This is a genomic window from Planctomonas sp. JC2975 (assembly GCF_012985205.1).
Taxonomy (GTDB): domain Bacteria; phylum Actinomycetota; class Actinomycetes; order Actinomycetales; family Microbacteriaceae; genus Humibacter.
In genome coordinates this window covers 148,000-162,016 of the sequence record NZ_JABEKS010000004.1, presented here as the reverse complement: position 1 = coordinate 162,016, position 14,017 = coordinate 148,000, and the positions used below count along the sequence as shown (strand labels likewise).

Annotated in this window: 8 protein-coding genes; 5 read left to right on the top strand and 3 right to left on the bottom strand. The window is 66.1% G+C overall.

The features are described 5' to 3' along the window. From HII28_RS18720 to HII28_RS18710, 3 genes are all read right to left on the bottom strand, one after another. Complete coding sequence (locus tag HII28_RS18720; RefSeq protein WP_170027380.1) at positions 1–1,344, bottom strand: extracellular solute-binding protein; 1,344 nt, start codon at positions 1,342–1,344, stop codon at positions 1–3. A 406-nt stretch (positions 1,345–1,750) separates the two neighbouring features. Continuing rightward, positions 1,751–6,403 (bottom strand): carboxypeptidase regulatory-like domain-containing protein, encoded by a 4,653-nt coding sequence (locus HII28_RS18715; protein WP_170027379.1) that lies wholly within the window; start codon positions 6,401–6,403, stop codon positions 1,751–1,753. A gap of 270 nt (positions 6,404–6,673) precedes the next feature. Next, complete coding sequence (locus HII28_RS18710) at positions 6,674–7,654, bottom strand: LacI family DNA-binding transcriptional regulator (protein ID WP_240978415.1); 981 nt, start codon at positions 7,652–7,654, stop codon at positions 6,674–6,676. A gap of 330 nt (positions 7,655–7,984) precedes the next feature. On the opposite strand from HII28_RS18710, the gene HII28_RS18705 reads away from it, so the two are divergent. From HII28_RS18705 to HII28_RS18685, 5 genes are all read left to right on the top strand, one after another. Further along, entirely contained in the window at positions 7,985–9,322 is a 1,338-nt protein-coding gene (locus HII28_RS18705; protein ID WP_170027377.1) for an extracellular solute-binding protein, read from the top strand. Between the two features lie 120 nt (positions 9,323–9,442). Further along, positions 9,443–10,759 carry a BNR-4 repeat-containing protein gene (locus HII28_RS18700; RefSeq protein ID WP_170027376.1) on the top strand — a complete coding sequence of 439 codons (1,317 nt, stop codon included), beginning with the start codon at positions 9,443–9,445 and terminating at the stop codon, positions 10,757–10,759. Positions 10,760–10,943: 184 nt separating this feature from the next. Then, positions 10,944–11,867, top strand: coding sequence for a sugar ABC transporter permease (locus HII28_RS18695; RefSeq protein WP_346769413.1), 924 nt, complete (start codon positions 10,944–10,946; stop codon positions 11,865–11,867). Then, positions 11,857–12,765, top strand: coding sequence for a carbohydrate ABC transporter permease (locus HII28_RS18690; protein WP_170027375.1), 909 nt, complete (start codon positions 11,857–11,859; stop codon positions 12,763–12,765). The genes HII28_RS18695 and HII28_RS18690 overlap by 11 nt, the downstream gene beginning before the upstream one ends. 132 nt (positions 12,766–12,897) lie before the next feature. Then, positions 12,898–13,956, top strand: a complete 1,059-nt coding sequence (locus HII28_RS18685; protein ID WP_205865084.1) for a LacI family DNA-binding transcriptional regulator — start codon at positions 12,898–12,900, stop codon at positions 13,954–13,956. Positions 13,957–14,017: the final 61 nt, after the last annotated feature.

The window sequence follows — 14,017 nt, the reverse complement described above, 5'->3', positions numbered from 1 at the left end:
TCACGAGGCGGCGTCGATCAGGCTCTGCAGCTCCGACCGGAACGCGGTTGCAGCGTCGGCGGGTGTTGCCCGTCCGAAGATGACGTCCTGCGTGTGTCGCTGAGCGACGGAAGCTGCGGTGCTGGTGCCCTTCGGCGGCACCGGCGGCACCCACTTGATCTCGGACTTGATGTTCTCGAGGTAGCTGACCGCGAGCTGGTCGGTCGTCGACAGCAGCGGCTTGACGACGGCGAGCACCTTCGCGTTGGCTGGGATGCCGCGCTCTGCGAGCTGCAGCTTGCCGGCCTCCGTGCTGTTCAGGAAGTAGTTGATCACGCCGCCGGCCTGTGCCGGGTACTTCGTCTGCGATCCGATCGACCAGAACATCGACGGCTTGAAGTACAGTCCGTTCTTCGACGCGGAGCCTGCGATGCTCGGCGGACGCAGGAGCACCACGTCGCCGCCGTTGGACTGCTGGTACGCCGTGATCTGGTTGCTCCACATCCAGCCCAGCGCCGCCTTGCTGGTGCCGAACAACGTCTGGTTCAGCGATGCCGCGACATCGTTCGTGAACTGGTCGGGGGTGGGGCCGTCACCGTTGTCGAACAGCTTCTTGATCATCGTGAACCAGCTGGTCACGTTGGCTGCCGTGAACCCGAGCTTGCCCTTGTCCGTGTAGAGCTGCTGGCCGTGCTGGTGCAGCCAGATCTGCAGATCCTGGTCGCCGCTGTTCCAGTTCGTTCCCGTGAAGGCGCCGCCGGATCCCTTCTTCAGCTTGTCGCAGATGTCGACGAAGTCATCCCAGGTCCAGGTCTTGTCGTCGGGGACCTTGACACCGGCCTTCTCGAACAGCGTCTTGTTCGCCGCGACTCCGTAGGCATTGTTGCCCGTCGGGATGCCGTACAGCTTGCCGTCCAGCGTTCCCGCCGGCAGCGATGCCTTCAGGGGTGCCGTGTCGATGCTCGAGACCGTCGACATGTCGAGCAGGGCGCCACGTCCGCCGTACTCGGCGATGTACGCCTGGTCCATCTGGATGACATCGGGCTCGGTCTGGCCGGCGACCTGCGTCGACAGCTTGGTCCAGTACGTCGCCCATTCGCCCGGAGCCGGGTTGATGGTGATCTGCGAGTGAGCGGTCGTGTAGTTGGTCAGGAGCTTGTTGGTGTATTCGGTGCGGACGGGGTTGGACCACCACTCGAAGTTGAGCGTTGCCTTCTTGAACGCATCGCCGGCCTTGGCCGTCGAGGACGCTCCGGCTCCTGCCGGAGTCGCGGATGTACCGCATCCGGCGAGAAGAAGAGTGGTACCGATTCCAGTCAATGCGAGGGCACCGAACTGGCGTCGGGAAATCTGCTGCTGTGACATGTGGCCTCCTTGCCATGCTGTGGTCACGCGGGGAAACGCTTTCCAGCATCGTTTCGCTCATTATCCAGACCCCGTTCGGGCGGCGTCAAGCGCTCTACGACACTTTCAGAAATCGCTTTCTGGATGACCAGTGTAGACGGACCCGCTGCCGGCGCATGTTCTCCGTGTCGGGAACGTTATGCGCGGGCCATGAATGTCGTGCGGGTGATCGGCCAGAGGCTACCGGCTGACTCGTCCACGACTCGGTGGACGACTCAGCGGATCGAGCCGGTCCGAGCGGCATTTCGTCGCCGCTCGGACCGAAGTCGATGGATCCGGTGGTGTCTTGGTCTGCGCGATCAACCCTGGACGAATCCTGAACCACAGCTCGCTGCGCGGCCGGACCAGCTCAGCGCTGCACACGTGGTCATCCGACGAGCTGCCACGGCCCGTCCGCCGCGGTCGGTACCTCGTTCCTCGTCCACCACTTCGCCGAGTAGAGCACACCGTCGTAGCTCACGATGTCGCCGGCGTGGAAGATCCGGGATGCGGTCCACAGCGTCGTCCCGTCACTCGTGGCGGCGAGCTGCTCCCACGGTCCATTCGCGTCCCCGGGCGTCTGGTTGCGCGTCCAGTAGTCGGCCTTGTACCGCTGCCCCTGGTAGATCACGACGTCGCCCGTGTCGAAGATGCGGGTCGGGGTCCAGACGGCGGTGCCGTCGGACGCGGTGCGCAGCTGCTGCCACGGTCCGGTCGGGTCGCCGGGAGCCTGGCCCTGGCTCCACCAGGACGCCGACCACAGGGTGTTCTGGTACACAACGGTCGTGCCCGTGGTGTACGCAGCCGTCGGCGACCATGCGCGGGCGAACACGAAGGTGGCGGTCGCGGTGACGGGAGCGGATCCGGTCGGTGCGAGGCCGGGACGCACGGCGAAGGTGACGGTGACGGATCCGGCAGCCGACGAATCCCATCCGGAGACCGTCACGTCGCCGTCGCTGAGTACGACGGTCGAGCCGTCGGCCCGCGTGGCGTGCAGCACAGCGCTGCCCGGCTCGGGCGTTCCGGTCGCGAACGCCTCTTCGGCCGGAGTCGCAGACAGCGTCAGCACCGCAGGCACGAGCGCCGACTTCGCCGAGGCGATGGCTGAGGATGCCGCATCCACCTGCCCCTGCGACGCACCGAGATTCTTCGCGACCTCGGCTCCGGCGTTCCTGGCCACCATGAGCACCGTCCAGCTGTCGGCGCTGTAGCGGTTCGGATCCAGGGCGTCCGCGTCGGCGATGGCGGCGTTCAGCGCGCTGAAGTCTGCTGTCTCGCGGGCGAGCTCGATCACGTACGTGCCGGAGTCGCCCGGATACGAGTCCACGGCCACCTCGATCGTGTTCGCGCCCGGCTGCACAGGGACCGTCGCATCCGTCGTCCCCGAGGGAAGCGACGTGCCGTTCACCTGTACCTGCTGCCCCGCCCAGCCGAGTCGCCACGTGAGGTGCACGGACGAGACCGCAGAGCCGAGGGCCTGGGTGACGGTGTACGGATCGCCGGCTCCCTGACGTTCGCTCGAGAAAGCGGGATCGAGCGTGAGCCCGTCGATCGAGAGGTCGCGCAGGCGCGCCAGCTGATTCGGATTCGTCCTGGAAAGAGCGACGGTATAGGTCTTCTGCGCGCCGTTCTCGGCCGTGATGACGACCGGAACGTTCGTCGTCACCGACTCGTCGCCGTCCGATCCGTCATCGAGTGCGACCTCGACCGGAGTACCGGCGGATGCCGGCGTTCCGCCGATCGTCAGCTTCGCGAACGGGCTGTCCGGCGTCACCGAGACCGTCGCCGAGGTGTCGTACGGATCGGTCGTGCCGGTGTAGGTCGTTCCGCCCTGGGTCGGGGTCAGCGCGACGTCGCCGCTCTCGGCGTGAGCCGAGACCGCGCCGAGCGCCGTGTCGTCGTAGTCGACGGGAGCGCCAGTGTTGACTCGGAAGTAATCGACGAGCATGTCGCCGACGTTCGACCCGTTGACGAAGAAGTCGAAGTAGTCGAGCGAGCCGACCTTGGTGCGCAGCGGCTGGTCCGTGAGCACGGGCGTGCTCATGTCGTCGACGTAGAAGTCGAAGGTCCCGGTGTCCAGGTCGACCACGTTGCGCACGGTGTACCACTGCCCGACGTTGTACCCGACGACGTTCTTCACGCTGCTGGAGCCCGTGACGTTGTGGGTCATGATCTGGCCCTTGGCGAAGCCGAACGTCGCAGCGGGGTTCGCAGACGATGCCGGGTTCGCGGCGTTCCAGTCCGATGCGCCGTAGGAGTACATCGCCACCTGGTTCGCCGACGTGTTGGTGCTCGTGCGCTCTATCCGCGCCTCGATCGTCACGGTGCCGGTGAGGCCGAGTGCCGACGTGTTGTGCACGGCGAGCACGCCGGAGCTGGAGCTGGTCTTGGCGATGCTGAGGTACTTGTCGCCCGGCTGGTCGGGGTTGTCCACGACGCTGATGGATCCGACGGCCGGCGCCGTGTTCGCCACCAGTGCGCCGTCGGATGTCTGGGTGAAGGCACCCGTCGGATCGTTGTCGAACGTCTCGTCGATCGCGTAGTGCGTGGCACCGACCTCGGCTGAGACCGTGAGATCGACCGTCACGGTCCGCGCCGGCTTCACCTCGACGTCGGATTGCGACGCCGTCTGGTATCCGGACTTCGCCGCCTCCAGCGTGTAGCCGGTGCCCATCGGAACGTCCGACATCGTGTACACGCCGTTCGCGTCGCTCGTCGCCGTTGCGACAGTCGTCGTGCCCTGCGCGAGGGTGATCTCGGCGCCGGCGATCGGCTTGCCTCCGGAAGTGACGGTTCCGGTGACCGTTCCCACCGTCGACGTGGTCTGGCCGAGTGCGAGATCCTCAGCGAGCGTCTGCCCGGCGCTGACAGTGATCGCGACGGGTGAGCCATCGGCGTATCCCGCCGCGGTCGCCGCGAGCGAGTAGTCGCCTGCCGGAACCTCGATGGCGTAGCGTCCGTCCGCACCGCTGGTCAGCGACGCGCTTCCGTAGCGGACCTGCGCGCCCGGCACGGCCACGCCGTCCTGGTCGCGGACGATACCGACCACGACGGCCTTGCCGCTGGCCGGAGTGTAGGACGACGGTCCGATGGTCGGCGGAGAGGTCAGCGCGTTGCCGAAGAAGTCGGATCCGACCGGGAGTGCGCTCGTGCCCGAGGCACCTGTCACGGCCATGCCGGGGGCGACCTGGCTCAGATCGACGGGAGTGCCGGCCGCGATGAGCGGCGACGACGCCGAACCGGGTGCGATGTTCGCAATGGCGGTCGAAGGATCGCCGATGCCCGGATCGCTCGTGGTGGGATGCGCATCCTGAGCCGGCGCGCTGACGTCGGGACCGTAGTAGGCGTTGTTGCCGAACGAGACGCCAGGGAAGGATGCCTGCAGTGCGGCACCGCTCACCGATGCGAGCGTGTTGACGAAGACGTTGTCGTACAGGTAGTGCCGGTTCTTGTCCGTCAGGACGCTGCCGTTCGTACCCGACGAGTTGAAGAATCCGACGGAGTTGTTCGACGACGGCGCGCGTGTGTTGTACATGAGGTTGCCGTAGATGACGTTCACGCCGGAGTCGCCGTGCGGGTTCACGTAGTTGCGCGCGACATCCTGGATCACGTTGTAGCGCACGATCGACGTGCCGAAGCCGAACCCGCAGAGCAGCACGCCCTCACCGGAGTCGTGGAGGTAGTTGTCCTGCATCAGGATGTTGGACGTTCCGCGGTCGCCGTCGAGCGCGTTGGAGTCGGCGGCGTTCGCCCTGTTGAGAATGGCCGCGACCTCGTTGTTCTGCACGACGATGTTGTCCGAGTAGTACATCTCGATACCGGAGACGCCTGCGCCGTCGATGAGGTTGCCCTCGACCGTCGCTCCCTGAACGCTCGTCAGGTAGAGCGAGTCCCATCCGTACTGGGTGTCGCGGTTGGTGAGGTAGTTGTCGGAGATGCGGATGTCGGTGTTCGGGCGCCAGTTCGGGTCCTCGGTGATCACACCGGTGTTGCTGGCCTTCGCGACGGCCCTGTCGCCCCATCCGGGAGCGCGGTCCTGGTACCTGTCCGTGCCCATGCCGGAGAACTGCTTGAAGATGACGTTCGCGAACGACGTGTTGGCGACGTAGTCGTCGCTGATCACCACGTCATCGAATCGCGAGACGGTGCGGCCGTCGCCCTTGAGCCCTTCGAACAGGATTCCGCCGGTGCGCTTCGATCTGTCGAGGCCGGCACTGCCGATCGACCAGGTGACGCCGCTGACGTCGTGGACGAAGACGTCGTGTATGTCGAATCCGCTGAGCGTGCCCGCGTTCTCGCCCTGCACGTGGATGCCGCGCAGGTCACCGGTCTTCGGGTTCTCCTCGCCTGGCAGCAGCCCCTGGTTCGCGCCGGGCTGCCAGACGGAGGGGTCGAATCCGTCTGTCACGTTGCTGATGTCGAGGTTGGAGATGTCCCAGTGCTGCTGGTTCGTGAGCTGCAGAACGTCGTTGACGACGCCGCGACCGGCGAGCTTCGGGGCATTGCCCGTGCCGTAACTGGAGATCACGATCGGAGCGGCGGCGGTGCCCGAACCCTGCGGGGCGACCAGCGCGGTCGGCGCCGGCTCCGTCACATCCGTCGGCACGCCGTTGCTCCAGGTGGTGTAGTCGAACGCCTCCTTCGCGACCTGGTCGCCCGATGCCGCCCATGTGCTCCCCGCCTTGAGGAGGATGCGGTCGCCCGGCTGGAAGACCGTCGCGTTCACGTGCGCGAACGACTTCCATGCTGTCGCTTCAGTCGTGCCGCTCTGCGAATCGTCGCCGTTCTGCGAATCGACGTAGTACGTCGTTCCGCTGCCGGACGGCACGGTGGCGTCCGACACGGGAAGAACACCGCTTTGAACCACACCACGACCCGTCGCCTGGAGCTGCGCCTTGTCGGTGTAACCGGTGAAGCCGGTGGTCGTCGAGGCGGCCGCGGGCGGGATCGCTGCTAGCCCCGTCACCGTCGCGACCACCGCAGCGGTCAGCGCGACGACGGCGAGACCTCGAGTTCGTCGTGCTGTCGAGAAGAGGGACATCGGTGTTCCTTTCGCTTCTGCAGGTCGTGGGCAGCGGGCGGAGGCCGAGGGCGCGCGGGGTCGACGATTCAGGCGTCGGAGCGACGCCTTCACGAGGTGCGCGCCCCACGGGACTCATGGTGGGGTCGCTGCTCGAACTCGATGCGAGTTCACGGAACCGCCCGGTCATGAGCGGATGTTGAGGACATTAGTGATCGTTCACTATTGATGTCAACGCCCACGGGCAACTCGCTCCGGCACGGCGGTTGGTCGACGCGTTCGTGGCACTGCTCAGCGGGAGACTGGTGCCGGTCCGCTGGATCCCCTAGGGATCAGCCGGCCGATGAGTTCCTGCGGTACCTCGGGCGGCTCCATTCCCTCGATGCGGGCGATCAGCTGCTGCATGCTCCGTCGGCCGATGAGTTCGAGGTTGTCCTCGACCGTCGACAGCGTGGGAGCGGAGAAGCGAGCGAACTCGTCGTTGTCCCATCCGACGACGCTGATGTCGTCGGGAACGCGCATGCCGCGATCCTGCAGTCCGCGGATCACACCGAACGCGATGGTGTCCTTCGCGGCGAAGACAGCGGTCACTCCGGAGTTCGCCGGCAGATCTCTGGCCGCGTCGTAGCCGGACTGCGCCGTCCACTCGCCGCCGACGATGCCGTACGACTCGAGGCCGAGCCGTTCGATGGTCTGCTCGTAGACGAGCAGGCGATTGCGGGCGGATGCCCACCGCTGGTCACCGGCCACGTGCAGGAATCGGCGGTGGCCGTGGTCGGCCAGGTGCTTGACGACCTCGGCGGCGAAGGCGCCGTCGGCGAATGAGCCCGTCGAGCGCATCTTGTCGTCGTATTGACCGACGACGAGGATCGGCGTCGATGGCTCCGCCTCCAGGGACAGCGTGTCTCCGAGCGGAGTCAGGGAGAGCACCCCCTCGACCCGTTCGCTCTCCAGGAGCGAGCGCACTCGATCGCGCCGACGGGCTTCGTCGCCCTCCAGGCTCACGACGTCGACTTCGTATCCGGCCTCGTGCGCCACGGCCGTCGCGCCCTGGAACGGCATGGGCAGGTAGTACGTGAGCTCGGGAAGCACGATCGCGATGCGGTTGGTGCGACGCGTGCGCATCGACCGGGCGATGAGATCCGGCTTGTAGTCCAGGTCCCGGATCGCGGCCTCGATCTTCTCGACCGTCGCAGGCTTGAGCCCGCCGTTGAACTGCAGATAGCGGGACACGGTCTGGTGCGAGACGCCCGCGTGACCCGCCACTTCCATGATCGTCACGCGCTTGCGCCTCGGAGCCGTCGCTCGTGTCGCTTTGTTGGCCATCTGATCCCTCATCCGGTGGTCCCTTCGGGCGGACGTCCTTCGTCTCGCGGCGAGCGACCGCTCCGCGTTCGTCACGGTATCCGACGCCGGGGCATTCGGCCGGATCTCGTCGGTGATGGCCGTATTCGATGCGCGTCGTGGTCGATCCATTTGCATCTTAAGGGGTCGATAGTGCATTCTGCACTCTAGAAAGTGAGCGTTCACTTTCACGAGGTTGCCGTGACGCACGCTCCGCGCAGCCGGATCCGCTCGATCACAGCTTGGCAAGGAGGCCACATGTCACAGCAGCTCTCTCGGCGCCAGTTCGGTGCGCTCGCACTGACCGGTATCGGCACGACATTCCTACTCGCGGGGTGCGGAACCTCCGCGCCGACCGGCGGGGGCGCGACGACGACGGCGGCCGCGGGCGACGCCTTCAAGAAGTCGACGCTCACGCTCGCGTGGTGGACCAATCCGCTTCGCACGCAGTACACCGGCACGATCGTGACGAACTTCACGACGGCGCATCCGAAGGTCACTGTCACCCAGGCGCCCGGAGAGTGGGCGACGTACTGGACCAAGCTGTCCACGCAGGTGGCAGCGCAGACGGCGCCGGACATCATCCAGATGGACCAGGCGTACATCGCCGAGTACGGCGGCCGCGGCGCGCTGCTCGACATGAGCAACGTCGGCAGCATCGACACGGCGCCTCTGAAATCGTCGCTGGCCGCGGGAACGCAGGGCGGCAAGCTGTACGGCATCCCCGCCGGCAACACGGTCTACAGCGTGTTCGCGAACAAGTCGCTGTTCGAGAAGGCCGGTGTCGATCTCCCCGACGACAAGACCTGGACCTGGGATGACTACATCGCCTTGAGCACGAAGCTCGCGAAGGCCTCCGGCGGCGCCTTCACCGGTACGTCGTGGTACGGAGCCGACCAGGATCTGCAGATCTGGCTGCACCAGCACGGCCAGCAGCTCTACACGGACAAGGGCAAGCTCGCCTTCACGGCCGACGGGGTCGCGAGCTGGTTCACGATGGTCAAGAAACTCTTCGCATCCGGCGGCGGCCCCACCGCCGACCAGTACACCAACGACATCGCTTCGTCAGTGCAGCAGGAGCTCTTCGGCACGAGCAAGTCCGCCATGGGATGGCACTGGAACTCCCAGCTCACGGCGCTCGCCCAGGCGAACGGCGGTGACCTGGTGCTGCTCCGCCCGCCGAGCTCGTCCGGTTCGGCGAAGAAGAACGGCCTCTACCTCAAGCCGTCGATGTACTGGTCGATGTCGGCGCAGACGAAGTATCCGGCGCAGGCCGGCGGCCTGATCAACGTCTTCCTGAACGACACGTCGGCAGCGAAGCTGCAACTGATCGATCGAGGCATTCCCACGAACGAGAAGGTGCTCGAGACGATCACGCCGCTGCTCGCGAAGACAGACCAGCTCGCCATCGCCTACATGCAGAACGTCACGAGCGAGATCAGCTGGGTGCCGCCGGTGCCGCCGAAGGGAACGAGCACGGTGGCCCAGGTGGCGCAGCGCCACACGCAGGACGTCATCTTCAACCGCGCGACTCCCGCCGATGCCGCCGCTGCGTTCAAGTCCGAGGTCCAGAGCCTGCTGGACACCAACTCGTAGCCCAGACGCATCGACGCACGTGAACTCTCGGCCCGAGCGCGACTCCTCGCTCGGGCCGAGCATCGCTGCCTGCGACCTGACGGATGTTCCCGACGCCGTGCGGTCGCGTGAAAGGAATCCATGACCGAGTACGTCATCAATGACAACGGGGCCTGGTGCTGGTTTCAGGACGAGCGCGCCATCGTCGACCGGGACACGCAGACCTTGGTCGTCGGCTCGATCGCCGCTGGGGAGGGACCGGGGGGCGAGACGCGAGCCGGGAACGTCGAGCTGACCGTTGTCGATCTCGCGTCGCAGACGGCCAGGATCGTCGTGCTGCACGAGGCGTTCGAGACGGACGACCACGACGTTCCTGCGCTGTGGCGACGCGCCGACGGCCGCTGGCTCGCCGCCTACACGAAGCACAAGACCAACGACCTGATGTGCTGGCGAGTCAGCGAGCCGGGTGATCCCACCACCTGGGGACCCGAGCACACCTTCGACTGGGCTCCGTTCACCGGCGGGCGCGGTGTCACCTACTGCAATCTTCACGAGCTGGACGGACGACTGTACTGCTTCAGCAGGGCCGTCAACGACGATCCCTGCGTGCTCGTCTCCGACGATGACGGCGACACGTGGGCGTATGCCGGCAAGGTCTTCACCAGGCCCAAGGTCGGCTACGTCAACGGGTACACGCGGTATGCGGCATCCGATGGCCGGATCGATCTGGTCACGACGGACCATCATCCGCGCGACTACGACAACTCGATCTACCACGGCTACTTCGCGGGCGGCGCGCTGCGCAGGAGCGACGGATCCGTGTTCGACGAGCATCCGTTCGATCCGCAGACCGATGGCGCGTCGCAGGTGGGGCTGACGACGGTGCTGCGTGCGGGGGAGCGGATCGGCGGCGTAGCGCTCACGCACGCCTGGACGTCCGACATCCGTCGGGATGCGGCTGGAACGATCGCCGCCACCCTCTCGGCGCGCGGGGACGACGATCCCGGGCCCGACGAGGAGTTCGCCAGGATGCGTCCGGTGCTGGACCACCGCTTCGTCTACGCACGGCTGGAGGCGGACGGATCCTGGGTGCGGCATCCGCTCGCCAAGGCGGGTGCCGGGCTGCTGCCGCACGAGCAGGACTACACGGGACTCGCCGTCATCGACCCCGACGACCTGGACGTCGTCTACCTGTCGACTCCGTTCGACCCGCGGACCGACGAGCGCACCGCACACCACGAGATCTATGCCGGCCGAACGACGGATTCGGGCGCGAGCTGGAGGTGGGAGGCGATCACTTGCGGCTCGGACGTCGACAATCTGCGCCCGATCGCGGTTCCCGGTGACCCGGATCGCAGTCTTCTGCTCTGGTTCCGCGGGGAGATGACGGCATCGCAGCACTTCCGTTGCGAGGTCGTGCTCCGCGACGTGGTCAGAGGAGGCGGGCACGGATGTTAGTCTGTGTCAGAAATCGCTTTCTGAGTGCGCTTGACGAGTACGGGTCCCTACAGGTACCGTTGCTCGGACATCGGGCGGGAAGCGCTTTCCGGGGTGACTTCGCCACCGGTCCTGTACTGTCAGCCAGTGCGGGACGCCGGCGGATCCGCACCATGTATTCAGTGTCGATTACAAGGGGGCTCGCGTGAGCGTCTTCGAAGAGTTGCGTTCTGTGAGGTCGTCGAAGACGACCGGCAAACGCGACAACAAGGCGGCATTCTTCTTCCTGCTGCCATGGCTCTTGGGCCTGGTGCTCATCACCGCCGGTCCGATGATCGCGTCGCTCTGGTTGTCGTTCACGAACTACAACCTGATTCAGGCTCCGCACTTCATCGGGTTCGACAACTACGTGCGCATGTTCCAGGACGCGCGCCTGCTGAACTCGCTGCGCGTCACCTTCGAGTACGTGTTCATCTCGGTGCCGATCCAGCTGGTGATCGCGCTCGCGGCGGCACTCGTTCTCGACAAGGGGATGCGGGCGCTGCCGTTCTACCGGTCGGTGTTCTACCTGCCGTCGCTGCTGGGCAGCTCGGTCGCGGTCGCGATCCTGTGGCGTCAGATCTTCAGCCAGACGGGCCTGGTGAACCAGGTGCTGGGGCTGTTCGGGCTGCACAACATGCCCGGATGGATCTCCGACCCGCAGTACGCGCTCGGCACGATCATCATCCTGAACGTGTGGACGTTCGGCGCCCCGATGATCATCTTCCTCGCCGGCCTGCGCCAGATTCCCGACATGTACTACGAGGCTGCGTCGATCGACGGAGCCGGATGGTGGACCCGGTTCTTCCGGATCACGCTGCCGATGCTCTCGCCGATCATCTTCTTCAACATCATCCTGCAGCTGATCGGAGCGTTCCAGTCGTTCACGCAGGCGTTCGTGGTGTCGGGAGGAACAGGCGGTCCCTCGGACTCGACCATGTTCTACACGCTGTACCTGTACCAGCAGGGCTTCAACCAATTCAATATGGGCTACGCATCCGCGATGGCGTGGTTGCTGTTCATCATCATCGCGATCATCACGGCCGTGACGTTCGCCACCTCGAAGTATTGGGTGTTCTATGACAACTGAGACCGCAACCCGAGCCCTCGTGGTGCCGGAGAAGGAGCGCAGGCGCAGCCGGTCCGCGTCGCGTGGCGTGAAGCGCTCGGTGTGGAGCGTCGCCAAGCACGTCATCATGATCCTGCTGGCGTTCGTGATGCTCTATCCGCTGCTGTGGATGGTCGTCAGCTCGCTGCGACCGAACAACGCGATCTTCACCGACGCGAGCATCATTCCGAACAGCTTCCAGTGGAGCAACTACACCGCAGGCTGGAACGCGCTGTCGGATCCGTTCAGCCTCTACCTCGGCAACTCGATCATCATCGTGCTCGGCGCGATCCTGGGAAACCTGCTCGCCTGCTCGCTCGCCGCCTACGCGTTCGCCCGGCTGGAGTTCCGGTTCAAGCGGGTCGCGTTCACGATCATGCTGCTGACGATCATGCTGCCGTTCCAGGTGACGCTGGTGCCGCAGTACATCATGTTCTCGTTCGTGCACATGCTGAACACCTTCTGGCCGCTGATCCTGCCCAAGGTCCTCGGCACGGACTCGTTCTTCATCTTTCTGATGGTGCAGTTCATCCGCGGCATCCCGCGCGAGCTCGACGAGGCGGCGCGCATCGACGGCTGCGGGCATCCGCGGATCTTCTTCCGCGTCATCCTGCCCCTCATGACGCCGGCCCTGGCGACGACGACGATCTTCACGTTCATCTGGATGTGGAACGAGTTCTTCGGCCCGATCGTTTACCTGACCCAGCCGCACACGTGGACGGTGCAGGTGGCTCTCGGACAGTTCATCGACAACCAGACGGGCGGCAACTGGGGAGCTCTGTTCGCCATGTCGGTCGTGTCGCTGATACCCGTTTTCCTCGCGTTCCTCGTCGGCCAGCGTTTCCTCATCCGAGGCATCGCCACCACCGGCATCAAGTAGCGCCATTTCCGGCCTCCGCCGCGACGCCGGCGCCGAGTGCCGTCGCTGCGCTCGGCTGCGACCAGCGGTTGCCTACGGTGTGCGGGAGAATCGTGAGGAGGACCGCCGAGGTCGGCGTGCGAAGGAGCAGCAGTGGCAACAGGGACCGACACCACACTGGGTGAGGAATCGGGCGCGACATCGTCAGTTCCCACGCTGGCCGACGTCGCACGGCACGCCGGCGTTTCACTGGCGACGGCGTCCCGGGCACTCAACGGCAGCACGCGCACGGTGAACCCGGAGCTCAAGGCGAAGGTGGAGGCCTCGGCGCTCGAGCTTCGCTACACGACCAACGTGCAGGCGCAGGCGGTCGCACGCGGCACGAGCCGCACCGTCGCGCTGGTACTCGGCGACATCGCCGACCCGTACTTCTCGGCGATCACGGCGGGCGTGGTGGATGCCGCGGCCCGTCATCGCCTCGTCGTGACGATGTCCTCAGCCGGCACAGAGCCTGAGCACGTCGTGGAGACGATCGCCGCTCTGCGCGGCCAGCGTCCGACGGCCGTGATCGTCGTCGGAAGCCGCTACGTCGACGAGACGACCGAGGCAGCGATCGCTGCAGAGCTGAACGCCGTGGAGAGCCAGGGCGGCAGCGTCGCGCTGATCGGCGCGCGGGCGAACGGCTTCAGGGCGGTTCCGGTGCTGAATGCCGAAAGCGCGGCGGAGCTGGCCGAAGCCCTGATCGGTCGCGGATATCGCGACTTCGCCGTACTCGCCGGTCCGGCCGGCCTGACGACCGCTGCGGATCGCGCGAGCGGGTTCCTGGGCGCTCTGGCCGGACACGGCATCCGTCCGGCGGAATCGGCGATCGTGCACGGCGGATTCTCGCGGCACGGCGGATATCGCGACATGCTCGCGCTGCTGGATGCCGGCATCCGTCCGCAGTGCGTCTTCGCCGTCACCGACGTGATGGCGGTCGGCGCCATGACGGCGATGCGGGAGCGCGGGATCATGCCCGGAACCGAGATCGCCGTCGCCGGATTCGACGACATCGAGATGCTGCAGGACGTGGTGCCATCGCTGACGACGGTGTCGCTGCCGCTGCGCGACCTCGGCGAACAGTCCCTCGAACTCGCGCTCACCGATGGTGACACCGATGCGGCGCCGATCCGTGGCGTCGTGACGTTGCGAGACAGTACTCCCGCCGTCTGACGCTGCCGGGCCGGCGCGGAGGCGTTCTTCTCCCCGCGCTTGCTCGGGGTGCTCGGGTGGG

Bases quoted from the DNA above. Each gene is read 5' to 3' on its own strand.
- HII28_RS18720 (WP_170027380.1), bottom strand. From the start codon at position 1,344: ATGTCACAGCAGCAGATTTCCCGACGCCAGTTCGGTGCCCTCGCATTG.
- HII28_RS18715 (WP_170027379.1), bottom strand. From the start codon at position 6,403: ATGTCCCTCTTCTCGACAGCACGACGAACTCGAGGTCTCGCCGTCGTC.
- HII28_RS18710 (WP_240978415.1), bottom strand. From the start codon at position 7,654: ATGGAAGTGGCGGGTCACGCGGGCGTCTCGCACCAGACCGTGTCCCGC.
- HII28_RS18705 (WP_170027377.1), top strand. From the start codon at position 7,985: ATGTCACAGCAGCTCTCTCGGCGCCAGTTCGGTGCGCTCGCACTGACC.
- HII28_RS18700 (WP_170027376.1), top strand. From the start codon at position 9,443: ATGACCGAGTACGTCATCAATGACAACGGGGCCTGGTGCTGGTTTCAG.
- HII28_RS18690 (WP_170027375.1), top strand. From the start codon at position 11,857: ATGACAACTGAGACCGCAACCCGAGCCCTCGTGGTGCCGGAGAAGGAG.